Source organism: Colwellia sp. MB02u-14 (assembly GCF_014076915.1).
Classification (GTDB): Bacteria; Pseudomonadota; Gammaproteobacteria; order Enterobacterales; family Alteromonadaceae; genus Colwellia_A.
Genome location: NZ_JACGUX010000006.1, coordinates 73776 through 100391, shown reverse-complemented (window position 1 = coordinate 100391; position 26616 = coordinate 73776). Strand labels below are relative to the sequence as shown.

The window sequence follows — 26616 nt, the reverse complement described above, 5'->3', positions numbered from 1 at the left end:
GCTCAACTTTATGAAAAATTTGTCTTATAAATCTAACAGTAATGACCGCTATCAATTCAACGGCGCAAGTTGAACTTAATTAAAGCACTAAAAACTATACGCCCCACCCAAATAGATGACATCAACATCATTAGGCTCTAAAGCATAACGCGTAAAACCTAGGCTTAACTGCCATTGCTTGGTTAGTTGATAATGTCCCTCTAGGCCATAGTAAATATCATGATCGTCACGCTTAGTGGTTATTTGCTGTGCTTGATAGGTACTGGTGATGTTTCCTTTCCATGCTATAAGGCCCAGTGATACCGACGTACTTATATCTTCTTGTTGCCATAATTGATAACGCGCTCCAAGCGTAAAACCATCACCTAATACCGGTGATATGTTAGCGACACTATTGTGATATTGTGTTGGTGATAAACTGTCGCCGGTAAGGGTGACATCACCCTCACCCAGCTCAAGATAACTCGCTTCAAGGGTTAAGCCATTGTCTAGCTGATAACCAATACCTAATGACCAACTGATGTCACTGTCGCTCAGATGGGTAACTTCTCCTGACGGTAGCTTTGCAGTGAGGCTTCCTGTGTTAGCTTCGCTTTTTCCGAGCTCTACGCTGACCAACCAGTTGTTGGCGTGGCTCGTTGCACTTAACAGTAACCCCATACCTAGAGTAATTAATTTAGCGATCAAGTTTTTTACCTGGTTATGTTCTATAGGGCTACTTTTCATGAGCGGGCTCCTTGGCTTGTTAGTCTCTGCTGTGACACAGCCCGGCTATTTACCCAAGCAACTCTGCGGCGATAAACAAGTAGGGATACTATCCCCATAAACCACCAAGCTATTACGCCTCCACTACCGCTTTTATTGGTCACTGTAATGGTTTCATAGGCTTTAACGCTAACCGTAATTTGCCCTATCGCTTTGCCACCATTACCATCATCAATCGTATAGGTGACGATGTCGTTGCCGTCAAAGCCTGTTTTAGGGGTGTAGATTAACGTATTGTCAGTGCCTATCGTGACACTACCTTGCTCTGCATCGGCGCTAATAAGCGTTAAGGTATCATCATTACCATCACTGTCGTTTAGCAATGGCGCTATGATAATGGCTGTTCTGTCATCAGTGCTCGCACTGTCATTTTGCGCAACAGGTGCTTGATTTTCAATAATATTAACGGTCACATCAGCATAACTTGTACCGCCGCGACCATCACTTACACCATAGTTAATAGTAGCAACACCAATAAAGCTTATCGGTGGTGTGTAGATAAGTTGCTGGATATTGATAGCAATATCGACAACACCAAAATCAACACTTGCACTGTTAATCGTTAAGACATCGTTATCTTCATCGCTGTCATTAAGTAATACATCAATCGTAATGGGTGTATTTAGTGCAGTGCTTGTTGTTTCAGCTTCTGCAACAGGGAAGTGATTAGTATCTATTAATACGGCCACGCCGCCTGGGTCAACAATACTGCCGTTAGCTGAACCATCGTCATCGTTAGGGCCACCATCTTCAATTGTTAACTGTACACACCAATGGCCTTCGTTTAGTCCTATTGTCCAGCTTGCATCGCCAGGAGGAGGACAAAAGCCAAAGCTTCCTTCGCTTGAAGCAAACTTGTTATTAACATCAACAACAAATTCAACCCAGCCATTTACTGGCGTAAACTTCCGATACAAGGCATCAGCAGGTATGGGTAATCGTTGAGGTAGCACTAGATTGTAGCTTTGTCCTGCTTGAGGTAAACCATAAGCGATAAAGTCGAATATACCTCCTACATTTAGCGTATTTTCATCGTTTTGCACTTCATCAGGCGTCAGTTCAAGGCCACCACTTTGGTTATTCGCTACCGTAGCGCCTTTACGTAAACATACACCTGACTCACCTTCAACAAGGAAGAGTTGTGATTCACTGACTTGCTGTGGCATGACGTTACATGCACTGGGTACATCAAGATAATTAGGAATACCATCAAAATCATCATCACCAAGACCCTCTTCATTGTCAGGAATTAAATCGCCATCACTATCGACATCGGTTAATACGGCTAAGGTATCGGTAATAACAAGATAAATATTGGTTGTTGTTGATAGTGGTGTATCACCATTATCTGTCACCACTAAGTTCAAAGTTTGAATACCGGCTGTTAACCCTGCGGTGTTAAAGGTATAAATGGTTTCATCACTGTCAACATCGACCAATTCACTCTCACTATCTAGCCATTGATACTGGTGTGTATCAAGCGTATTACTATCAAAAACCTCTGTTTGAATAACCACTTGACCCGCATTGCTTTCAATCAATAAACGCTGTTCATTGTCTTGCGTCACACGATAAGTCACTTGTGGTGCAATATTTTGTTCAGTAATCGTTAAGGTATAAGCAGATTTAGCGCCCAGGTTAAGGGTATCATCGAGGGTAATGATTAACGTTTCACTTTCTTCAGCCATATCGTCAGCTAAAACATCAAAACTAATCGTGCCAACCTCTCCAGAGTTAATGACAATCTCACCTGCAATAAGGGTATGGTCGTTAGCATCAGCTGAGCCGCTCACGCTATAACCTACAGTGACAGGGTAAACAGGTGAAGTACCGTTTAAGTAAATCTCCACATCGTGTGAAGTCCCTTCTACTGACGTTTTATTTTGACTCATCGTAATCAGTGGGTACACGACGACAGATTGACTTGCCACACTCTTGAGACCTTGGCTATCTTCTGCTTGCCAATACGCTACGTTGTTACCCGGTCTAAATAACGTGGTGCCATCTACTAAGGAAACAGGCAGTATTTGTCCTGCATTATCCACAGCGGTGGCTACCCCTAAATCAACTTTAGTAAATAACGCCGTTGCATTAGCTATTACGTCTTCAGGTAGTGTAATAATTGGTAATTGTGCGTTGATGCCGCCATCAATAAATAACGTCACGCGTGCCTTTGCAGAGCCATTGTCTTGAGTTTTGTGTCCGTCATTGATAACGTAATCTAGCGAGATAACACCTTGTACACCCTCTTGAGCTTGATAAACTAACTGATTACCATCAATACTGACACTACCAATACTGGCAGAGGCGTTAGTGATAGTTAATTCGTCATTTTCAATGTCACTATCATTACTTAGCACATCAAGGATATAGACCCCAGTTTCATTAAAGGCAAGTGTAATATCATCATCGGTTGCTATAGGGGCATCATTAACAGAAGTGATAGTGAGCGTAACTGTAGCAGGCGCTGAATCTACATCACCATCATTCACCATATAGGTAAAGCTGTCTTCACCCTGATAATCCGCTTCAGGTGTGTATTGCCATTGCGCAGTATTATCTAAAGAAGCCGTTAACTTACCCTGTGAGGGTTCGCTTGCAATAATAAAGGTTAATTCATCTCCTTCATCATTGTCAGTGGCCGTTAAGGTAACAAACGTATCGCTATCTTCTGCTAAGGTTTCACTCACATCAGCAGCAACGGGTGCTTGGTTAATGTCAACCACCTCGAGGTTAAATGCCATTAAACTTGCTGATGCATTGCCACTGTCTGTTACGCTAATAATAATACCTGAGGTAATGCCAATATCACTCTTACTTGGCGTGCCGTTTAATGCGCCTGTTGTGGCGCTAAAGGCTGCCCAACTGGGTTCATTGGTAATACTGAAGGTCTGCGTATCACCTGCATCTGCATCTGTCACACTCGGCGTAAAGCTATAAGCCACATCTTCAGCAATGGTCGTCGCTGGCGTACCCGTGATAACCGGTGCGTCATTGGTATTTGACACCGTGACACTAAAGGCGGTTAAGCTTGCGGTGGCACTGGCACTATCGGTGGCTGTTATCACAATCCCCACCGTCACGCCCACATCATCATTAGTCGGCGTGCCGGTTAATGCGCCTGTTGTGGCACTAAAGGCCGCCCAACTGGGTTTATTGGTGACACTAAAGGTACTAGTATCGCCTGCATCTGCATCACTGACGCTTGGCGTAAAGTTGTAAGCCTCATCTTGCGCCACGGTTATCGCGGGCGTACCGGTGATAACCGGTGCGTCGTTGATATTTAACACCATCACGCTAAAGGCGGTTAAGCTTGCCGTAGCACCGGCGCTATCGGTGGCCGTTATCACAATCCCCGCCGTCACGCCCACATCATCATTAGTCGGCGTGCCGGTTAATGCGCCTGTTGTGGCGCTAAAGCCAGCCCAACTGGGTTTATTGGTGATACTAAAGGTTTGGGTGTCGCCTGTATCGACATCACTGACGCTTGGCGTAAAGCGGTAAGCCTTATCTTGTGCCACTGTTGTGATGGGCGTACCGGTGATAACCGGTGCGTCATTAGTATTTGACACCGTCACGCTAAAGGCGGTTAAGCTGGCGGTAGCACCGGCGCTATCGGTAGCCGTTATCACAATCCCCGCCGTCACGCCCACATCATCATTAGTCGGCGTGCCGGTTATGGCGCCGGTTATGGCGCTAAAGCCAGCCCAACTGGGTTTATTGGTAATACTAAAGGTTTGGGTATCACCTGCATCGACATCCGCCACGCTTGGCGTGAAGCTGTAGCTGCTATCTTGCGCCACGGTTATGATGGGCGTACCGGTGATAACCGGTGCGTCATTGGTATTTGACACAACCACAGTGAAGCTTTGTATAGCCGCGGCGTTTTCATTATCAACCACGCTTAGTACCACGCTATTATTGCCCACATTAGCGTTAGTGGGTAAGCCCGATAACGTGGCGGTGCCATTGCCGTTATCTGCCACAGTCAACCACGTCGGTTGAGTGGTCGCGATAATGGTTAAATTTGTATCATCGCTATCGCTAGCAATTATGTTGTAGTTATAGTTACTGTTTTCAGTCGCGGCAGTTACCCCAGTAGAGGTAAAGTTAGGTAAATCATTGACTGAACTGACTGTCACATTAACTGTAATCGTGTCGTTGACTAGACCATCAGATACATTGACCACAAAACTGTCTGCACCAAAATAGTGGTTAGTGGGTGTATAACTTATCGCTTGACTATTACCTGTACCAGAAGCTGAAGCGCTGCCCTTCGTTGCTTGGCTGCTAATGCTCCACGTCAGTGGGTTACTATTAGCATCAGTGGCATCTAAGGTTAATGAAAACGCAGTAGGTGAGCCGTCTTCGCTCATCACAACCGTCGTATTAGTCCCTTGGGTTATCACAGGTGCAGCGTTAGACGTGGTTACCTCGACATTAAATGATGCTAAATCATTACCCGCGCCGTTTGAGTCTATAACCCGAATAACAATGCCTGACGTGGTTCCAACATGCGCTGGCGTTGGGTTACCACTGAGTTTACCTGTGGCGTCATCAAAAATTGCCCACGTCGGTTGGTTGGTAATAGTAAAGCTAAGCGTCTCGTTTTCAATATCGCTCGCCGTTGGCGTAAAACTATAAGCATTACCATCAACAACACTCGTTGCTGGCGCACCACTGATAGCTGGTGCATCATTAATCGCATTAATGGTGATGGTTTTACTCAATCCAGTGCCCGCTTCAAACCAATCGTTAGACGTGATCGTTAACGTACTTACATCGGTATTGTTTAGTGTCGTTTGAAATTTAATACGGTCACTATCATTAAGGAAGGTATTAATATCAGCACTTAGCCCGGTCAAGGTGATACTGGACGTACCGAATACTTGAGAGCCTGCAATGGTCGTTGATGACACGGTGCTATTGCCATCTTTGGCGAACAATAAACCGTTATCACTACTGAGCGTTACGGTAATCTCGTTACCGTTATCATCAGCAGTAAAAACATCGCTTAAATCTAACGACGTTTTGACATCTTCATCGATATCAAAAGGCCCAACGCTATTGGTAGCCTCGACAATCGTTGGTGACAGGTTGGTATTAACACTATGAACCTCGCCGGTTATATATCCCACAGGGATATTATTGCTTTCATCAACAATATCGGTGCCTGCATTTAAGTCTAAACGGATATCGCCTACTGTGACACCTGTTGTGATAGTTACGGTATAACTTGTTCCTGAGCCGCTTACAGTATTAATGACGGGGACGACATTAGTTGCGCCACTGACGAGAGTCAGTGTGAAGTCATTGATATCTAAGTTAATCACATCATCTGAAAAGACCATGTTATAAGTAATAGTGGATGCAGTTTGCGCTGGTGTACCCGATAAAGTGATGCTGGCGACATTGGGTAATGTATCGAGTGTTGTTAGGTTTAACGCCACCATAGAACCGTCTGCTTGCAGGTTAGTATTCGTGTCTTGAGCAACGATATAAACAGTGTAATTGACCGCATCACTTAAGCCAACAATGTTAGCCGTACCCGTGGTGCTGGTCGTCGCGATGGTACCACTGGCATGAACCGTGGCTCCAGCGTAATTTATCGCTGCTTTGGTTTGAGTAGCCGTTGGCGCGGTATCTGCCTGGTCAACAACAATGTAATAAACATCACCCTGCTCGTCTATATCGACAGCTAACGTTGCCCCCGCGTCAGTAATAGTTGATAAAGTCGGTGTGCTGCTCTCAAAAACTGGTGGCGTAGTATCGTCGTCGTCAGTGATAGTGATGGTTTGCTGCTGGGTTCCATTTTCAACAGCGCTACCGTCAGAGATGGTATCTACATCAATAATAATGGTTTCGTCGCCTTCTTCTACGCTGTCATTAACACTAGTGATCCCTGTTACTGCATCGCCGGACGTGGCGCCGCCCGTAATGGTAATATTAGTACTTGGCATATTGTAATCAGTACCCGCACTGGTGGCTGAACCCGTGTAAGACAAATTAACGGTCACATTTGCATAGGTTGCATTGTTTAATGTAGCCGTGATGCTAGCCATGCCACCGTCTTCATTAATCGTGTTATCACTAACTTGTAACGTCACTACTGGGGTGACCTCATCATCGGTAATGATAATGGTGGGGTCGCCACCATTATCATTACCGATACTTAACACTGATGTATCAATACTCACTACAAAGCTTTCATTGCTGGGCGCATCAAATATCGCATCATCTATACCTGTAGCGGTAATAAAGCCAGAGCTTAGGCCCGCCGTAATTGTGATACTACTACCTGACACACTATAATCATTATTAATACCGCTGTTATTTGTATTATCAAAACTCAGCGGTACGCTTAGATTGACTGGCCATTTGTTATTCAAGCTGCCCGTTATACTAGCTGTAATTATTTCGGTATCACCACTTTCACTTAGGGTGCCATCCGCAGCGCTTAAGGTAAAATCAGGTAAGTTGGCATAAATCGCATCGCTAACTTGACTAATCGCGGTGGTAAATGCGGCATTTGAATTACCCGATGCATCGCTAAGAATAAGACTAACGGGTATATCCGCCCCTGCATCTGCATCGGCCCCACCATCGGTGATGGTAAACGATGCGGTGTAGGTGGTGTCATTGGTCTTACTGAAACTTGCCAAAGTATATCCGCCTACCGTACTAGCCCCTAAGATATAGGTGTCAGTATCTGTGCTAACGGTAATGGTTGCATTAACGGTATCACCCACTTTATGGGGTGAATTTGGAATAACAATGGCGCTTATAACAGGCGCGATTAGATCGACATCGTGGCTTGCCCCTGAAGTATAAGTACTGATATAACCATTGTTATTATTACCATTGGCATCATCGTCAATGATGTTAGTCCCGGCATTTAGGTCTAAACGAATACTCCCCGCACCACTTATATTGCTCACGGTCACATCCACACTGGTACCGCTTGATGCAACAGCCGTAACATCCCCTGTTGCATCTCCTGAAACCGTGGTTACGGTAAAGTCATCCGTGCTGATGGCGTTCGCATTCTCATCAAACGCGACGGTGAATTGCATCGATGTATCGGTATTGTTTGGTGAGTCTTTAACCGTCACCCCTGTTACTATTGGTGGGCTGATGTCTGCTGTGGTAAAGCTCCAATCCGTAGTCGCTGAAATACCCGTATAACTGTTGCCTGAAATATCGTCAATAACAGTGGCATCCATGAGCACATAATACTCAGTGTTGTCCGCTAAATTCGCACTAGGGTTGATCGTTAAAGTATCGTTAGTAATACTTAACTGACCACCATGAGCGGCGACGTTAATGGTGGCCACGGTGCTATTGTTACTGCTCTTATTAATGGTGATATTACCCGTTCCCAGGGCAATATTTTCATTAAAGTCCATGCTGATATTAGCTGAGCTGCTCAAACCCGTGGCATTGTCTGCTGGGCTTAGGATTTGTAATGTTGGGGTGGTTAAATCAATTGCAATTGATAAACCACTCGATGCTGCTCCCACATTACCCAGTGTATCTGTCGCCGTTGCGGTAATACTATGCGTCACATTTGCTGTTAAGGCACTAGTGGTTAAATCCCAAGTTCCACCTGTGGCGGAACCAGAAGCAAGTAATGTTGAGCCTCCCCCTTCCTGATCACTGTATAATTTAATCGTAGTGCCCGATTCAGCAGTACCACTTAACGTCGGTGTAGTATCACTAGTGATATTATCTGAGTCTGAATCGCCCGAGTCTGTTCCTGTTGCTAAGTCTGGAGTGGATGGCGCCACAGGTGCCAATGTATCAACGCTGATAGTAAATGTTTGTATTGACGAAGTATCAACACCACCATTAGCCGACAAACCGTCATCTTGTACTTGTACATTTATTGTTGCTACCCCTTCAACATTACTCGCGGGGGTGTACGTTAAATTACCTGCGTTATTTATATCTACTGCAGAAACAACACTATTTACATCATTGGCTTCACTAATGATAAAGTTACTGATAGCTTGAGTCCCGTCATCACCATCATTAAAAGAACTAGCAAATGTATTAACGGTTTGTGTTACACCGCCTATACCAACGCCGCCTACTGTTTGATTTGCACCTATAGAAACGGTGGGTGCGTCGTTAACGGATGTAACACTGAGGGTACTTGTTCCTGAAGCACCTGAAAGTGCGCCATCATTAGGGGTTACCGTTAACGTGATATCAGTGAGTGAATTATTCGCAGTGGTCACCTCTATTTTATTCACCGTATCAAGATAAGTATGAATATTAGCTATTGACCCTGCAATGGTCATAGACGATGCACCAGAGTTAGCTACGGTGACACTATCAGTAACACCATCTCCATCTATTGAAGCAATAGTGCCGCTATTTACAGCCAAAATGACTGTTAGACTGTCACCTTCAGTATCAGAAAATGTCGCGGCTGATAAGTCAATTGCACTAGCAACATCTTCGGTTACTGTATAAGTGGTTGATAAACTTGTTAAGGTTGGGGCTGTGTTAGTATCAGACAGAGTAAATATTAAATCATCAAAACCAGGAGCAAAATGTCCACCACTATATATAACTTCCATAGTATCAACATTTGTAAGGTTCAAAGTCGCTAATTGACCATGTATACCATTAATATTAGTTGAATCATTGGCATTAATAGTTGTACTTTCACTACTTCCACTCGTAGTATTAGTGAACGTATAGGTACCTGTAGAAAAATCATTTACTTCAAGAAACTGAATAGATGTAATATCAATGATTGTATCAAAAGTAAAAATCACTTTGGTAAGACCATCACCTTGTGTATCAGCTATAATATTACCACTTGCTCCCCCAACAGATGCACTTGCTTGAGTAAATATATTGTTAGCATTTTCAGTAGTAACAGCAATAACGATACTTTGCTCACTGACATTAACCGCAAAATTGCCATTTTGAGTAAAAGTATCAAATGTTATTGTTGATGCCATACAAATATTGCTTATCATAACTGAAACTATAAAAGCAGTTAAAATTGATGGTTTTAGTTTTTTTAAAAATATCATGTTTGAATCCTAACATTTAACTTTATTTAACTTTATTTAACTTTATTTTTATACCAGTTTCACTAATTATCTGTGCATTTTTACTGGTTAAAACAACCAGCTACTGCGTTATTTGATAATTAGAACAACTGGTTATTAAAATAAACGCCTTGTGTTTGGTCATTTTTCCTGCGTATAAAGTAGATCACTTAATTAATGAAATTGGTATTACCTTTGTGTTTTAAATATAAATAAATTACTTTTAGTTATTTAATGCCCCCCAAAACTTGACCTCTTATCTCAAAAAACCACCTGATCACCCATTAAGCTCAGCCATACTTAGTAGCTTATTTGGCATGAGTGGTTTTCGCAAAGCAATATAATAAAAGAGGTCGGTAACATATGAGATTAATTCTCATATGGCCTCTCGGAACATTTTGAATCCAAAGAGCTAGTACACTTTTCGTTAAATCAAGTTGTTATACCAATTACACTAATTAACAACCCAAATTGAGCCAATCTCTAAAACATATATTTTTCACCTGTTCTATATTACTTATAAAGATATGCCATACATGACTACAAGATTCAACAATATCGTCATAATCCTTAGAACATTTATTCGCTAATTCATTCTGTCTTAACCACTGCCATACCTGCTCAACTGGATTCAATTCAGGTGAATAAACTGGCAACTTTATGATGCTAACATTATCAAATTCATCAACAACATTTTCTGTATGCCACCCCGAACATCCATTATGACCACGCTGTGTCTACCTGTTTGGGCTCTGTCAGCTCCGTCTTTGATGTGTGATAAAGCTAATAGACGAATTCGCATTCTACCATTGGTCTCTTGAGCAATAAGTACCTGTAAATTAATAGGCTCTAATTTCTCAGATAATTGTTTTTGAGTAATATATTTCATACCTACAATTAGATTACAAAATTAATGTAATTGGTATTAGTTCAGTCGGTTCCAATGTATAGCATTACGAAACTTGTAACGATGATAAAAAGCTTAACAGCAATAGAAGTTTTCAAAAAATTTACTTATGTTAAAAAACAATTATGGGGTGGAGAATTTTGGTCTGATGGTTATTTTACAAGTACAGTTGGTAAGCATGGCGATGAGTCTATGATCCGAAAGTATGTTAAAAACCAGGTAATAATTACGAACAGTTCCATCAATGTTTTATTAACTGGATACTGGCTGTCCAAAGACTCGTTCAAGGCGAGTTAACATGGCCGGCCTGTCACTCTTAATCATGAAAGGAGCGAAGTCTTAGGCAATGCTCACTCCCCACTTTAATGATTCATAATAACAATTTAAAAGAGTAGCTTGAGAGATCTTATCCGTTGGAACAAAACTTCGCCCATTTTGGCTGTTGGGCACTTCATAATACTTCGCCAACGCTAATAATTCAGATAACTCTCCTTGCTCATTAGTGAGGGCAAATTTAATGTCTTGTGAAAAAATAAAGTCTTTCACTACATCTTTCATTGGTAAGTTTAGTATGGCATCTAAGTTACTTAGTATACCGGTTAAGAAGGCTTTATCTTTGAGATGGTTAAATGGTTTTTCTTCAGCGATTAGCTCCATCATTTTAGCGCGAACTAATGACTCTATAAAAAGCTCTGGTGAACTATCAGATGATAATGTCGACATGGATATTATCGCGACATACTGCTTTATTTTATTTGTACCCAAATAGGTAATAGCTTGTTTAATTGAAGTGATTTCAATATTACCGCACTCTGCTGCACTATTAACCAATTTTAATATTCCGCTCACCAAAGTAACATCACGGCTAATAATTTGAGTTAATTGATCAAAATCTAAATTTGGTTTATAGGCTTCTAAAAATAGTTGAATTAAATTTATTTTCAAAGGTGATACGCAGGTACCTAACTTTATCTCTGGTTTGTGAAAAAAGTATCCTTGGTAGTAGTCAATATCGATTTTTTTCAGCTGCTGGAATTGCTCATTATTTTCAATACGTTCAGCAATTATTTTTATTTGACTTTCAGTAGAAAGTAATCGTTTTTTAAGTTCCTTAATTTGATCATAAGAAACCTCTTCAATATCAATTTTAATAATCGAAATATAAGGGAAAAGGCTATCCCATTTACTTGAAAAGTCATAATCATCCAACGCAACCCTATAGCCTTTTTTATGGAGCTGAGAAACATTAAAAATAAGCTCCTCTGATATATTAATAGTCTCTAAAATTTCAACAACGATATCTCTTGGGTTAAACAACAAGGGGGAGTTTTGAAGTAATGTGAACTCATCAAAATTAATAAAAGCTAACTTACCAAAACAAACATCGGTTAAATTACCCAGAATATGATTTTGAAGTATTACTTTTGAGGTTGCTTTTTCAGGAGATGATTCTTTAAATACATTGTCTAAACTATCTCTAAAAAGAAGTTCATAACCTATCGTTTTAAGATTTATATCTAAGATAGCTTGTCTTGCAATGAATGTGTTGAACGTTCTTTCCATTAATAAAACCTATGAATTATTATTATTAAAGGATAGTTACTATTACCAGAAAATCTACTCTAAATACTTATTAAATAAAATAATATAATATCAACCTATGGTAAGTTGGATGTGCAGTAATATTGAACGAATAAATAACATATTAAAGACTCAAAAAACTTAATAACACCTTTCTTTTACTGTATACATTTATTAAGTAACGATAAGAGAATAAACATAGCTCACCTCATTTATTAATGCGATAAAAGTTGATGAAAAATATATGTGCGATATAACGTTAACCCTTGAAAGTGAAGGTAAAGATTTATTAATGACCATCACTCCTGTTCACGGTCAGCCTAAAGCTAACATCAAAAAACTACAAAGAGCATTTACATTATCAGAGTACTCTGCTTTTTTACTTATCGACGGCGCAATGGCGTTACTGCTGGAAGAAGTGGTGAAGGCCAATGAAAATAATGAGAAAAAAGAGACCTCCAGCACCTCTTTAATTATTGCTCATGCTGTTGATGCGAGTTTAACTGTCACTATAGGCCCTGAAAACATGTCTGTGACCCTAGAACTCACTGCAGGGTACAGCGGCAAACAAATAAAAAACGCAAATGTTATAGAAATATTAAAAGAGAACAATATAACCAAAGGCATTATTAAAGAAAACCTCATTAATATTGTTAGAGATGGCATACAACTTCAACCTGGAAAAAGTATAACGACTGAAATAGCAAAGGGGAAAGCCAGCACGAGTGGAAAAGATGGATATATAAAATATTTAGTGGATGACCCCGCTGACCGTATTATGTGTCCAAAAAAGCTCGATAATGGCAATGTAGACATGCGTGAATTAGGTGATTTAATCCACGTAAAAACAGGTAAAAAGTTAGCTAAGTTAATACCGCCAACCGCCGGTGTTAAAGGCTTTAATGTCATTGGAACTATTACTGATGCTGTATCAGGTGAAACGGCTGTTTTGGAAGAGTCTGACGGCTCATCTTTTTCGGATGAAAACAATAACATTCTCATTGCGACGATTGATGGTATGCCAAAACATTTAGACAATAGTGTCACAGTTAACACATTACTCGAAGTTGAAAACATTGATGTTGGTACAGGTAATATCCGTTTTGATGGTTCAATTTATGTTAAAGGAAATGTTTGCGAAGGCATGGAGTTATCTGTAAGTGAAGACATAGTGATAGGTGGAATAGTTGAATCAGCATCGATCGCTGCTGGTGGTAATATATCGATTGCACTGGGAATTATTGGGCGCCAAGTCTCTGAAGATAACCATTTAGAGAACAACACAGTACTTCAGGCAGAGGGTGATGTTAGTGCGCAGTTTGTGCAATACGCTGATATTTTTGCAAAAAATGATATTAAAGTGACCCAATATATTTCTCATAGCCAAATTATTGTGGCGGGTGATTTATGGGTCGGCAATATTGCCAATGAAAAGGCAGATGGCAAAGTTTTTGGTACTTCCGTGCTTGCCGGTGGCTCAGTTCATGTGGGTACTTTAGGGTCTCGTTGTGGGGCAATGACAAACTTTAATTTAAATTATTGGGTCAATACCACCGAAGAATTAAAAATAAGTGCCCGTGAAAAAGCGGACAAAATAATGAGACGACTACCGAGAATATATCAGTTATTACGCAAGGCTAATAACCTTAACGACAACAATACTCAACAAATAGAACGCATTAATCAAGCACTAAAACAACATTTACACTTGTTAGGTAAACTCAATAAAAACTGGTTAGAAAAAGAGAGTACTATAAATAAACATTTGGAGACTTTTGAACTGTCGGTATACAAGTCAATACATTCCGGGGTAAATATTGAAATATCAAATAAAACGACTGTTTTTAAGCGAGACCATGAAGCAACGCAAGTAAGATGGCTTGAAAATAAAATCAGTGTAGAGCCGATAGTTAATTAACATTCAAACTCTACACGAATAAATCATCCAAACGCTTTATTTAAGTGTATATGAACACTTCTTTATAAATTTCCAATTCAAACCACCAAAATAACATCAGCATTATTTTATAAATTCAGCATGCGCTTTTTTAACCTTGCTAAATCAATCGCATTAGACCTTACTGTTAGCTTAATTTCACTGTAGTCGTAATCTTCTTTTGTAACGCTCATGCTGGATCGAATTTCACCTATAATACCTTTCGCTGTATAAGGAATAACAATTTCTTCTTCAATCATTTCGTTCTCAGCAACGCCAACAATATATTTATGTAGTTTGGCGATATCAAGCGGATTACGGGCTGAGGTCATCATGGCATCAGGAAATTCTTCAATCAGTACTTGTTGTTGCTCAGCACTAAGTTGGTCTGATTTGTTCAGTACCAATAACTTTTTACTGTCTTCAACACCCACCTCTTCCAGTACTTCGTGCACGACATCGAGTTGAGAACGAAAAGAAGGATCTGATGCATCTACTACATATAACAATAATGAAGCGTCATGGGCTTCTGCTAAGGTTGAATGGAATGAAGCAACTAAGTCATGTGGTAACTTTTTAATAAAGCCAACCGTATCTGACACTAATATTCGTGGTTGAGTGGCCGGATACAAGGCACGAACCGTGGTATCAAGTGTTGCAAAAAGCTTGTTCTCACCCGCAACATCACTACCCGTTATCGCTCGCATCATTGAGGACTTACCCGCATTGGTATACCCGACTAAAGCGACACAAAAAAGCTCTGAACGTTGGGTACGTCGTCCTTTCATTTCATGTTGAACACTAACCAATTCACGTTTAAGCTCGGCTAATTGATCGCGCACTGCACGGCGATTTAGTTCTAGCGTCGTTTCGCCAGCGCCTTTACCCATTTGACGTTCTTTATCACCACATGATGTTTCACGAAGTCGTGGCGCCACGTAATTTAAGCGAGCGATTTCAACTTGTAATTTCGCTGTTTTAGTACGGGCATGACGACTAAATATTTCAATGATAATGCCAGTACGATCAAATACTTCTACGCCTAATTGATTCTCAACATTACGTAGCTGAGATGGGCTTAAGTCACAATCAAATACCACGACGTCGGCACAGCCAAATGGGAGGTTTTCTGAGGGGATATCTGCCGGATTAAGGGTAAGTTCTGCTTCGCCTGCTAAATTTTCATCGTCTTCTACGCCTTCGACGGCCCCTTGATTACCAGTAAGATGAGCTATTTCGGCCAGTTTACCTAAACCTAATACATTAACTTTTTTAGTTGAACTCTGCTTTTGCGACTGAGTGCCAACTACTTTAAATCCTAAGGTAGTCACTAAACGTGCAAGTTCTGCAAGTGACTCTGTTGCTTCATCACCCTTAAAATCAGGTGTACAAATAGAAATAAGTAGAGCGTTGGTAAGTGATGCTTTTGCTGTTGGTTGCATAATTTTTTATGTTAGTGCACCTAAGTGCAAACCTAATTTTATATCTAAAGTTGTAATATCCTACGCTGTTATAGGTAAGCTTTATAGAGCAATAACAGACTAAATAGAGAGTTTATTTTTGTTAATGAAAAATAACTGAACTTTGGCGGTATTAAACAACAAATTAAAGACACATAACTCGGCTTAGTACCGTAAACATATCTTAATATTTACCATGGGCTGAAATACCTAAAACTTACTGAATTTTAATAAAAAAAAATCATTTTATCAAGAGTTTTTAGTTTTCTTATTTACAATTATTTGACTACACTTATATTTAATTATTTGTAAGTATTAGTATATAAATGCCAAAGACATTATGTCACCTCATGTTTATCTATTTCCTTGTGTTCTCTACAACGTCAATAGCGCAACAAGTTATAAAAGTCGGTGTGGGTAATTTCCCTCCATTTTTTATTGAAAAAGGTACAAAAGGTTTATTTATTGAGATCATCGATGAAATATTCAAACAACTCCCTCAATACAAAGTGAAATACATATCCATGAGTAATAACCGGATATTGCATGAAATAAACTACGGAAAGTCAATTGATGTTGCTTCGAACGTTTTTCCTAACTCAAAGGTAAATGCCTACTTATCTGAACCTCTATTTCGCTTTAGGGACGTTGCTATATCGAAAAAGTCAAAAAAATTTAAAGTTAATAAAATATCTGATTTACAAGGGAAGTCGATTGCCGCATACCAAGGAGCGACAGAGTTACTCGGTGAGGACTTTAAGCAAATGGCCGCTAAAAATTCAAAATATTCTGAACATGCACACCCTAAAAACACGACTCAGCTCATGCTTTCGGGAATAAAGGATATTAGAGTCGGCGATATCAATATATTTTGGTACGATTTAAGCAACAAGTATTACAATAACAATACAAACGTAGCCCATAAAAACTTCACTGTGCATTATTTATGGCCTTTTACCTACTCACATATGGCTTTTAAAGATCAATCGCTAAAAAATGCAGTGAATGACGTTATAAAAAAGTTGAAAGCCAATGGGACAATAGAAAAAATTTATTCAAAACATCAAATGCAAAAGTAAACTTTTGCATTAACTTATCTACCTAACCCCGATTTTATCAAGAAACCAAGCATAGCTAGGGTAGTCCAAGATAATATTTAAAAGGGGATTTAATCCTAAAATTTCATTCATTATTTGACAACAATTATTCTTTATTTGATGACGATAATGCCCTTTGCTCTTTGTATAAAGCGCGTTCAAGCCAATAATCGACACTTAGATAACGCCCTGCTCCTAAAAAAAGTAATGCGATCAACATAATAAAGTAGGTAACAGAGAACTCAATACCGTTATTTAGCATCACAACACTACCGCTTGACGTTATATAATCGTAGTTAGTGTGTTCTTGCAGTACCTCTTTTACGATGCCCAATTTATTGGATGCTTCAATAACTCTCTCATTAGCAAAAGGAGCGCTTGGATCGGTTATAGCTTGCCAACCATTGTCCCAATGAACGGTACCTGCCGCAACAACCATAGTGAACATTAAAGGTAGTGAAAACCATCTTACTGCAAGGCCAAAAAAAAGGGCTATTGCGCCAAAAAATTCAGTAGCTGTGGCTAAGAACGCCATTAAAAAGGGAAACGGTAGCCCTAAGCCCCATTCAGAGTTACCGAACCACTCGACAATTTCCTCAAAGCCTTCTATTTTTTTAGTACCTGCCATCCAAAATACGGGGACTAAATACATTCTTAATAACAGCGGTGCTAAAAAATCGACTTCTCGTGTTTTATTTAACATTGCGTGGATTTTTATCAATTGTATTTTCAATGTTTGTTCCTTATTAAAAATCACATTAAAGAGAGTGATAAATTAAAGAGTGATTTTCGATTAATTATTCGTTAAGTTACCACTATGATGCTGCCCACTTTAAAAGGTTACAACATTGTTGAAAAAAAAACCTTCTGCAATTTTAAACCAAGATAAAAACAAAGAAAATGAACTGATTGAACGGCTAATAGAAAATAAAGATTTAGCTTACGAAACACTCGTTCGTCAATATAGTGTTCGAATGTATACAACAGCACGTCGTTTTTTTTATACTGATGACGATGCTCAAGAATGTTTGCAAAAAGCATTTATTCAAGTTTTTAAGAATATTTCCTCATTTAAAAAAAATTCACAGCTCTCTACTTGGTTACACCGTATTACCGTTAATGAAGCATTAATGATGCTTAGACAAAAAAAAAGACAAAATACCACGTCATTAGAAGTGTTTTCTCAACGGTACAATGAATACGGTGAACGAACGGTGTTTGCTGATGAGCTAGGTAATAATCTAGAAGATACCTTAAGCAACAACATTGAAGTGCTCTTTGAGAAAAGTGAAGCAAAGTTGTCGCTTAGTGAGATTATTTACCAGCTTCCCGAAAAATATTGTAACGTGATACTGCTTAGAGACATCCAAGAAATGAATACCAAAGAAACTGCCGAAATATTAGCGGTGTCTGAAGCTTCGGTTAAAACACAATTACACCGGGCCAGATTACTTTTAAGAGCTATTTTAGAACAGGAAGACAGAGCAAGCATAGAAAGCAATTGGAAGGTGAACTGACATGCTAATGATTAAACGATTAATGACCCAACATATGCCTGGTATGTTGACCTGTGAAGAGGTTGATGGTTTTTTGTATGATTTTCATGAAGGAAACTTGTCTTACCTTGAAAAGTTTACATTTAAGCTGCACTTAAGCATGTGCCGCGAATGTAGGGGTTATGTAGAGGGCTATGTAAATGCCATTCGAATTTCTCAAGCAGGATTTATTAAAACGAATCAAGCCACCAAGATACCTGAAGATCTTATGCAAGCTATCTTAAAAAGTAGAACATCTAAGTAATTCATTCACAATTGGAAATATAACCGCATGGTCATGGGTCAATTAGGCATTATTGAACAAGCTCAGCAATACCTTAATAAAGTGTCTAAAAAACATTATGCAGAAATTACATCGCCTAACTTTATGAGTTCAGCAGGTGCCCATATGCGGCATATTATTGATCATTATTTAGCGATAATATCAGGTATAGAAAGCAAGTTAATTAATTATGATGTTAGAGTTCGAGGGAGTAAAATAGAGTCATCTCCTGAGCTTGCCGCAGGGAAGTTAACTGAAATAACGGTTTGGATCAAAAACCTTTCTCAGCATGACTTAAGTAAGATAGTTACGTTATCAACAGAAGTGTCAATAGACAATGAAAATATTCAAAAAGTACAAACCACTATTGCTAGAGAATTAGTTTTTGCCGGCAGCCATGCAGTTCACCATTTTGCCATGATTGCTCAAATATCTCTTACTCAAAAAAGTTCGGTACAAACAACAGAGCTACCACATAACTTTGGCTTAGCTCCCGCAACAGCAACTTTTTTAAGAGAAAACAGTGAACGGCCTGTTGATGCCAAAAATAAAGAGACGAACAATCACCAAACGACTATGCCCGTGATGAATTAAATGTGCACTTTAACCTATTTACTTAATCAAAATGGCTATGAATTGTTTTTTAATCGTGACGAACAGCGCACGCGTTTGTTGGCTATCCCCCCTCAACCACATCAAATTGATAATGCTATTTACCCTATAGACCCACAGGGCGGTGGAACTTGGATTGCAGTGACTAAACAAGGAATGTCACTCGCGCTGCTCAACAATTACCAAGCAGTTGTTAATATAAATAAAGATAAAGATAATATAATGAGCCGTGGACAGCTTATTTTTTCTTTATTGCAAAACCAAGAAAGTGTTATTAAGCAATTAAAAGTTATGGATTTAGAGGTGTTTCAACCTTTTCAGCTGTGTGTTTTTCCTGATACTTTATCAAAAGACAACCCAACGATTCATTGTGTAAAATGGGATGGAAGTGAACTTGTTGATGTAAGTGTTGATGTTAAGGCTGACTTACCTATCACCTCATCAAGTATTGACTTTATTGATGTCAGTAAAAAAAGAAAATCTCGTTTTATCGGTACAGTAGATATAAATAACCCCCATTCAAATCAACATAGAGACTTTCATTTTTCAACAGAAAAAAATGGTCAGTATTCTGTAAATATGCAAAGAGAAGATGCGAGAACCGTTAGTATTTCTCATATATCTGTTAACAGTGACTTATCTAAGAAAAATGAAATTTGTTTCGAATATTTTGACAATGTTGTGCAGAAATCTCATACCGTTGCCTGTCTCAAAGAACAGAGACCGGCATTAGCGTAACACTTATTATCACTTTAACCGCACTTGATGAATCATTTACTTTTAGCTTTTAGCTTTTAGCTTTTAGCTTTTAGCATAGTTTAAATACGCCGTTTTAGATGAACCTAGATAAAGTTTTAATAGCTTTTCTGGCGCCTCGGGTAAATTAACACTGAGCAATAAACCTGGCGTATGATTAAAGTTAACATCGATACCGGTGCAATGAAATATAGCCCCTAGTTTATGATACTGCTTCAATAATACAGGAATATCTTTGCTGTCTTCTTCTATTCCTATCACTAATGCCGACAACTGATTTAGCTCGACAGGTGTGGCGCTAATAAAATCTTTTACTTCTGGATGAAGTTGCCCTTTAAATGCTGCTTTAGCGTTAACTCCAGCTTTGTTAGTCACCATAACTTCATCGATTAAAGCAACTGAACGAGGGTCATATAATTTACTTAATGATACCGTACCGTACAATGTTCTATAGTGTGGGTTTTGACAAACAAACGCACCAATACCTTTCCATAATAATAATAAGCCATGAAAACTGTTTTGGTGGGCTGCAATAATAAATGATCGCCCCATTTCTAAACAAGGTTGCTGCTGATTAATAAAACCACCACTAAAGTTAAACATCTGCGAAAGATAAAGTTGTGATACGCCTCCCTCATTCTGTAAAAGGTCAGTCTGCCCAATTCGATACGCACCAATAATCTCTTCATTTTTATGATCGAAAATAAATAAGTGCATATACGTTGCATCAAATTTGTCGGTATCACATGTTTCACCGCTCCCTTCGTCTAACGTTCGAAAGGTTATTTCACGCAACCGAGTGATTTCTTGTACACATAGTGGTATTTGCTTTTGATAGCCATAATAAACAGAGAATGATTTAAAATCTAATAAATGCTGTTCATCAGGCAACTGAGCAAGTTCGCTTTTAATGTTGACTTTATCTGCGGTCGGGATAATATTTTTAAATGCCATAGGGTCGTCATCTTCAAGCCAAGGCGTAAAATAGTTTTCATCATTTAAGTAACATTGTAACCGCACAAAATCATTCATTCTTTTAATACCTTTAAATTCATTAAGTTGCTTAATTGACAGTAAGTTATTGGTTTTTAAATCAATATTATGTGCTTGTAATTTAAACATTTCATGGGCCAACATCAACAGTCGAAAGCGGTAGTAAATTCTGCCCATACGATGGAATAACTGACTATTAGTACCAGAAATAAAAACAGGTAAAATAGGTGCACCTGTTTTTTTGGCAAGTTTAATCACTAAGCGATTCCAGTCACCATCGGTTATTCTTTGTTTGTCTGACTGAAAAAACGAAACCCTTCCCGCTGGAAATAAAACCAATAAACCGTCATTTTCAAGGTGGCTAAAACATTGCTTTATTGCCAGAGTATTTATCTTGGCTTTTGGCTTTAAAGGGTTAGCAAAAATGAAATAATCTTTAATTTCTTTAAATATTTGTAAACCAACATTCGCCATTACCTGGGTGTCTGAACGAAATTCGGTAAGCAAATGAGCGATAATAACGCCCTCAATCATGCCATAAGGGTGATTACAGACAACAACACATCGACCACTTTGTGGTACTTTTTCTAAAACACCGTTAACACCTGACACCTGAACACCTAAGCCATCAAGTAATTTTTGTGAAAACTGTTGCTTGTCTAACCCCGACAATTCACAAGACTCATAAACATTACGCAGTTTATTTATGCCTAATAACTTATCTAAGAAAGGACCAAAAATTTTAATAATTTTACCCATAAACGTATTAGGCGCCATGGCAGCAAATCTCAAATCAGAATAAGGTTTATCTAATGGTTCAATGTTCATAATATCTTCAATTAATAAGGAAAAAGGATAAGCCTAAAGAGGTTATATAACTTCGCTAAATTATTACTGAGTTAATCAACTAGTTAAATACAGCTAAAAAACTCGACTCTACTTTTTGATGTTAGAAGTGATTAACAAGTTACAAATTTTACTCAAATGTCACTGTTTTTCTCTGTACAATGAATCAACACACCACGATTTTTCAATAATAACTTGTTCATTTTTATATATTTTAGCGGTAAATAATTCACCTGAATTTATTACTCCAACACCTTTTGGTGTGCCTGTCATAATGATATCGCCATCTTCAAGTGTTAAAAATGTTTGTATTTCAGCAACTAATATTTCAGGTTTGTTGATCATAAGCTCATAATTGGCTAATTGCTTAAGGTGGTTGTCTATAAATAGTTCCATTTTATAACTTTTATAATCATCACTACATCTTACAAAATCGCTAAACACCGCCGATTTATTAAAAGCTTTAGCTCGCTCCCAAGGTACCCCTTTAGACTTAAGTACTTTTTGTACCGCTCTTTTAGTTAGATCTAGGCCAAAACCAATACCAGAAATTTTATTGTTTTCAATAATAAAACTAATTTCACCCTCATAATGTATTTCTTCATCTTGATTACTTTCAATATGGTCAGAGATAGCGGAATTAGGCTTAATAAAGATCACAGGCTCAGAGGGTGTCTCGTTGTTTAGCTCTTCAATATGTTCTACATAATTTCTGCCGATGCAGACAATCTTAGTTGGCTGAAAGTTTATACCTTCATACTTAACATTGTTCATTTATACTTTTCCTGTATTCGGATGCTTTGGGTTGTTCTGCAAACCAAACAATAGATCTTATTTGATCACTATAATCTACCGTAAAACCCTAAATTTATATAGGAGAAGAAGAGCAATAATTTAACGTTTACTCAGAGTGGTTCAAGCGCTGGGCACGAGGCTATACGCACCAGTAATATTGAAATATTAACTGACTATAAAATCAGGTTATGAAATGTGAGTAAACAATTGATAGGGAAAAAAGTATTGTCACTATGGTGTTGCACTCGTTACAAAAAATTTTAAAGCACGGGGGAAGTTGTTTTAAATTAAACCAAACTCAATGGCATATATTTAGATAAAGCTTTAGGGGTAAACTTCATTGTTATTAAAATCATACCCTCAGCTAATAGTGATTAGTGAGGGTTTATCTTGCTTACTAAGCTTGGTATATCCATTCTAAAAAACATTTAGAATCGGTAATATTGCCAAACTTGATTAACTTTGTACCATTTTGATCGTTAACAACAACATTATGTTTGTTAACTGAAATGGAATTAATAGGTGACTTAATTGAATAAATCATTCCTTTATATGTATAAGACATAATAAAACTCTTTAATTTGCGCATCTGCGCATTAATAATAAAAGCCATATTACTGTGTGAAAACGTTTAGATATTTATAAATATCTGATCAAGAGAATAATGAATCTTGATAACCTCAGACAACAATTTAGGCTTGATAATTTGAGTTATGGCTGACTGTGAAAGGGAAAGACAAAACATTAATCATAACAAATAATAACTACGTGTCATAATTGGTTAAATAAACGAGAGGCGATTAGATAACGGTGTCACTATAAACAGGTTAAAAGATAAAGTAAACTACTATTTAACCTATTTATTTTTTATCAATAAAAAAGTGACAACCTCTATACCCGTCGTATTTTTTATCAAAATTGTCCAAAAGCAGTGATACTTTAGTGCTTTATAAAAACAGCTGTTTTTTAAAGTGGAAATCTAGCTGTTTAATTGCGTGTGCTTAACTGTTCAAATAAATCAGAGAACTTCACACGATTGCGATAACCTTTAAAAAAATATTTATGATCAATGTTTCCATCAGGATTTATAATCACAACACCAGGATAAGGGATACCATAATTATCATCATCTACTTGATAATCTTTATTAAGAATACCATAAGCTTTTACTGTTGCTGCGCCTTGATCTGATAATAAAGGAAAGTCAAGATTGTTTGCTTGAGAGAAGCTATTCAAAATATCAGTATTATCATAAGATATAGCTGCAACGCCATAACCTAAGGCTTTAAATTTATCCGCATATTCATTGAATTCTATTAAATGACGTTTACAAAATGGACACCAGTCAGCTGAACGAAAAAAAAGAATAACCCCCCCTTTTTCAGCCGTAATATCTTTAATGTTAACCGCTGATTTTGTCTCATCTATTACCGTTAACGTGGGGGCTTTATCACCAACAACTGGCCCTACATTTATCGAGACCTGCTGTGAAAATGCCGCTTTAATAAAAATAATCGGCAATAGCAATATGGCAACTACCGACATGAAAAATATAGATTTTGTCTTATGTATCATGGCTTTTATAAACTCTTTTATGAATAATTTTTTGTTATAAACCCTATAGACCGTGCTTTGCCAAGATTTAATTCATCAAGTCTCATCAATTTTATAATATATAAATTACTGCAGTTTTGGTGCAACACGATGTTTAGTTGCTTGTTCATAACCAAAAGCAGCCTCAATCAATGTCCCCTCTTTTAATTTGCCAGAAAACATTGATAAACCAACAGGTAAACCATGAACATACCCCATAGGTATTGTTATATGGGGATAACCTGAAATTGCTGCTGCAGAAGATGCAGCACCTAAGTAATGGTCTCCATTTATCCAATCAGTTTTCCATGCGGGTCCCGTAGTTGGAGCAATTATCATGTCGAGATTGTGCTTTTCAAGCAAAGCATCAATACCTTCCTCTTGTGTTAGTCGCTTCGCTTTTTCGAGTGCTTCCAAATAATTTTTGTCCGTAATACTTCCTTTAGCTTGTGCCATTAAAAATATTTCTTGTCCAAAATACTTCATTTCAACATTAGCATTTTTTGTGTTGAACTCAATCAGTTCACTCAGCGATTTGGGTATCCCGAGTGCAGTTTTGGCCAGATACTTATTAAGTTCATCTTTAAACTCGTAAAGAAGCACTTCAAATTCAGCATCACCCCATTGATCTTTATTTTCAAAGTTAACATTGTCAACGATCAACGCACCTTGCTTTTTAAGGTCTAGAACGGCCTGACTAAACACCTTGTCTAGCCCTTTGTGATAGCCCATTAAATTGCGCGCAATACCGATACGTTTACCTTTTACACCATCAAGCTTTAAGTGCGATAAATAATCTATATTTGAAGACACAACATCTTGATCATCTTTGTCTGCTTTTACCATTGCAGATAAAAGAATAACCGCATCAGTAACGTTTTTAGCCATAGGACCTGCGGTATCTTGACTATGAGCGATAGGGATAATACCGTCACGGCTTACTGTACCTAATGTGGGTTTGATCCCCACAATACCGTTAATGGCAGCAGGACAAGTAACCGAGCCATCAGTTTCAGTACCAATAGACACCGTTGCAAAGTTTGCAGCGGCAGCAATGCCAGAGCCAGAGCTAGATCCACAAGGGCTGGTTGTTATATCGTAAGGGTTTCTACTTTGTCCATATAAGCCGCTCCATCCACTTGACGAAGCTGTTGAACGAAAATTTGCCCATTCACTTAAATTGGTTTTTCCTAAAATAATAGCGCCAGCCTCTTTAAGTTGTTTTACCAAAAAAGCATCATTTTCTGGAAAATTTTTGGCTAAGGCAACTGAACCTGCGGTATTTGCCATACCGTCTGTAGTGTCAATATTGTCTTTAAGGAGAATGGGAATACCGTGCAAACTGCCTTTAAAACCATTTTCAAGAAAATAACGGTCAAGTGCTTTTGCTTGCTGCAGTGCATTTTCATTTAGTTGTACAACTGAATTCAATTTCATGCCTTTATCATCAAAGGCTTCAATACGTTTTAAATAAAATTGAACTAATTGTTCACTGGTTAACTGCTTGCTTTGCATTTGCTGGTGAATATCATTAATGGTAGTGCTTTCATTAATTTCTGCACTAACATCAAAAGTGATGGTGACTAATAAAATGAGTAAAGCTAAGTGTTGAAAAACCTTCATGCGTATTCCTAAAGTATAACGTTGTACGTTTTATAATTGAAACAGGGGGGACTTGTCTATAGGCGGTTAATATTTAAACAAAAATAAAGTGTAATGAGTGTTATCAAATCTATACAAATATGGATCGTCATAAAGAATGAGAAAGGCTTCACGCAATTATAAATTTTAGCATCTTATTTACATGCTAAATTGAACAAAAGGTGATACTCATCTGCAGCTCTAATACTAATAAGTGATTGAGTACTTATGATCATTAATGTCACACTGAAGACCTAAATTAGTATTCAAAATCAGGTGATTTTATGTTTAATTAAATACGAAACAGGATGTTAACCTTGGCTTATCTAATGACAAGTGATCCGAAAACCAGACGTTAAATATTTTCTATCGTTACGTTACTGTTTTTATATCCATAATTAAAACTTTTCTCATTTACTCAGGAAAATGAGCCAATCGCTCAAATAGCAGCCTCAGATTAATCTGTTCTATCTTTAAACTCACACAAACTTTCGATAATACAATAACCACAGCGTAATTTGAGGGTTAAACAAGTATAACGTCCGTGAAAAATCAGCCAGTGATGAACATCCACTTTCAATTCTTTGGGAATCACTTTTAAATGCTTTTATTCTACTTCTTCTACGCCTATACCCATGACAAATTTAGTGCGACTAGATACACGGTAAACTTGGGTATCTGCCGCAATTGTTGGCTAGCCGAAACATAATGAAAGTAGATATCAGCCGTATTTGAATACGGCTGAATT

At 38.2% G+C, this 26616-nt stretch carries 17 protein-coding genes and 2 pseudogenes; 7 read left to right on the top strand and 12 right to left on the bottom strand.

What is annotated here, in order from left to right; genetic code table 11:
* Positions 1 to 87: 87 nt before the first annotated feature.
* The 4 genes from H4J52_RS01870 to H4J52_RS20360 all read right to left on the bottom strand — a co-directional run bounded on the left by H4J52_RS01870 (position 88) and on the right by H4J52_RS20360 (position 10722).
* The gene (locus H4J52_RS01870) at positions 88 to 726 is read right to left on the bottom strand and encodes a TonB-dependent receptor domain-containing protein (RefSeq protein ID WP_182224140.1); all 639 of its coding nucleotides are present in this window, start codon (positions 724 to 726) and stop codon (positions 88 to 90) included.
* Entirely contained in the window at positions 723 to 9740 is a 9018-nt protein-coding gene (locus H4J52_RS01865; protein ID WP_182224139.1) for an Ig-like domain-containing protein, read from the bottom strand. The genes H4J52_RS01870 and H4J52_RS01865 overlap by 4 nt, the downstream gene beginning before the upstream one ends.
* Before the next feature lie 551 nt (positions 9741 to 10291).
* Positions 10292 to 10489, bottom strand: coding sequence for a hypothetical protein (locus H4J52_RS01860; RefSeq protein ID WP_182224138.1), 198 nt, complete (start codon positions 10487 to 10489; stop codon positions 10292 to 10294).
* Between the two features lie 2 nt (positions 10490 to 10491).
* On the bottom strand, positions 10492 to 10722 hold the full coding sequence (locus H4J52_RS20360) for a hypothetical protein (RefSeq protein WP_182178162.1): 231 nt from the start codon (positions 10720 to 10722) through the stop codon (positions 10492 to 10494).
* A 33-nt stretch (positions 10723 to 10755) separates the two neighbouring features.
* On the opposite strand from H4J52_RS20360, the pseudogene tnpA reads away from it, so the two are divergent.
* Positions 10756 to 11037, top strand: a pseudogene (tnpA, locus tag H4J52_RS01850) (IS200/IS605 family transposase); the annotation flags it as partial.
* 42 nt (positions 11038 to 11079) lie between these two features.
* Here tnpA and H4J52_RS01845 read toward each other — a convergent pair.
* Positions 11080 to 12303 (bottom strand): EAL and HDOD domain-containing protein, encoded by a 1224-nt coding sequence (locus tag H4J52_RS01845; protein WP_182224137.1) that lies wholly within the window; start codon positions 12301 to 12303, stop codon positions 11080 to 11082.
* 262 nt (positions 12304 to 12565) lie between these two features.
* Between H4J52_RS01845 and H4J52_RS01840 the strand changes: the two genes are divergently transcribed.
* Positions 12566 to 14239, top strand: a complete 1674-nt coding sequence (locus H4J52_RS01840; RefSeq protein WP_182224136.1) for a DUF342 domain-containing protein — start codon at positions 12566 to 12568, stop codon at positions 14237 to 14239.
* Positions 14240 to 14346: 107 nt separating this feature from the next.
* Here the strand turns inward: H4J52_RS01840 and hflX are convergent, their stop codons facing one another.
* On the bottom strand, positions 14347 to 15699 hold the full coding sequence (gene hflX / locus H4J52_RS01835) for a GTPase HflX (RefSeq protein WP_182178167.1): 1353 nt from the start codon (positions 15697 to 15699) through the stop codon (positions 14347 to 14349).
* A gap of 368 nt (positions 15700 to 16067) precedes the next feature.
* On the opposite strand from hflX, the gene H4J52_RS01830 reads away from it, so the two are divergent.
* On the top strand, positions 16068 to 16796 hold the full coding sequence (locus H4J52_RS01830) for an ABC transporter substrate-binding protein (RefSeq protein ID WP_259367801.1): 729 nt from the start codon (positions 16068 to 16070) through the stop codon (positions 16794 to 16796).
* A 124-nt stretch (positions 16797 to 16920) separates the two neighbouring features.
* Here H4J52_RS01830 and H4J52_RS01825 read toward each other — a convergent pair whose 3' ends face one another.
* Positions 16921 to 17517, bottom strand: coding sequence for a DoxX family protein (locus H4J52_RS01825; RefSeq protein ID WP_182178344.1), 597 nt, complete (start codon positions 17515 to 17517; stop codon positions 16921 to 16923).
* Positions 17518 to 17662: 145 nt separating this feature from the next.
* Between H4J52_RS01825 and H4J52_RS01820 the strand changes: the two genes are divergently transcribed.
* The 4 genes from H4J52_RS01820 to H4J52_RS01805 are packed head-to-tail and all read left to right on the top strand — an operon-like array spanning position 17663 to position 19982.
* Positions 17663 to 18331, top strand: coding sequence for a sigma-70 family RNA polymerase sigma factor (locus H4J52_RS01820; RefSeq protein ID WP_182178169.1), 669 nt, complete (start codon positions 17663 to 17665; stop codon positions 18329 to 18331).
* Position 18332: 1 nt separating this feature from the next.
* A complete protein-coding gene (locus H4J52_RS01815) occupies positions 18333 to 18614 on the top strand; it encodes a zf-HC2 domain-containing protein (RefSeq protein ID WP_182224134.1) in 282 nt (93 codons plus the stop codon).
* Between the two features lie 27 nt (positions 18615 to 18641).
* Complete coding sequence (locus tag H4J52_RS01810; protein WP_182178173.1) at positions 18642 to 19226, top strand: hypothetical protein; 585 nt, start codon at positions 18642 to 18644, stop codon at positions 19224 to 19226.
* On the top strand, positions 19227 to 19982 hold the full coding sequence (locus H4J52_RS01805; RefSeq protein ID WP_182178175.1) for an NRDE family protein: 756 nt from the start codon (positions 19227 to 19229) through the stop codon (positions 19980 to 19982).
* A 63-nt stretch (positions 19983 to 20045) separates the two neighbouring features.
* Here H4J52_RS01805 and H4J52_RS01800 read toward each other — a convergent pair whose 3' ends face one another.
* From H4J52_RS01800 to H4J52_RS19805, 5 genes and pseudogenes are all read right to left on the bottom strand, one after another.
* Complete coding sequence (locus H4J52_RS01800; RefSeq protein ID WP_220461057.1) at positions 20046 to 21821, bottom strand: lysophospholipid acyltransferase family protein; 1776 nt, start codon at positions 21819 to 21821, stop codon at positions 20046 to 20048.
* A 159-nt stretch (positions 21822 to 21980) separates the two neighbouring features.
* Positions 21981 to 22613: a fumarylacetoacetate hydrolase family protein gene (locus tag H4J52_RS01795; protein ID WP_182224133.1), complete on the bottom strand. Its 633-nt coding sequence runs from the start codon at positions 22611 to 22613 to the stop codon at positions 21981 to 21983.
* 1008 nt (positions 22614 to 23621) lie between these two features.
* Positions 23622 to 24209: a peroxiredoxin family protein gene (locus H4J52_RS01790; protein WP_259366579.1), complete on the bottom strand. Its 588-nt coding sequence runs from the start codon at positions 24207 to 24209 to the stop codon at positions 23622 to 23624.
* A 105-nt stretch (positions 24210 to 24314) separates the two neighbouring features.
* Positions 24315 to 25850: an amidase gene (locus H4J52_RS01785; RefSeq protein WP_182178179.1), complete on the bottom strand. Its 1536-nt coding sequence runs from the start codon at positions 25848 to 25850 to the stop codon at positions 24315 to 24317.
* A gap of 475 nt (positions 25851 to 26325) precedes the next feature.
* A pseudogene (locus tag H4J52_RS19805) lies at positions 26326 to 26562 on the bottom strand (endonuclease III); the annotation flags it as partial.
* Positions 26563 to 26616: the final 54 nt, after the last annotated feature.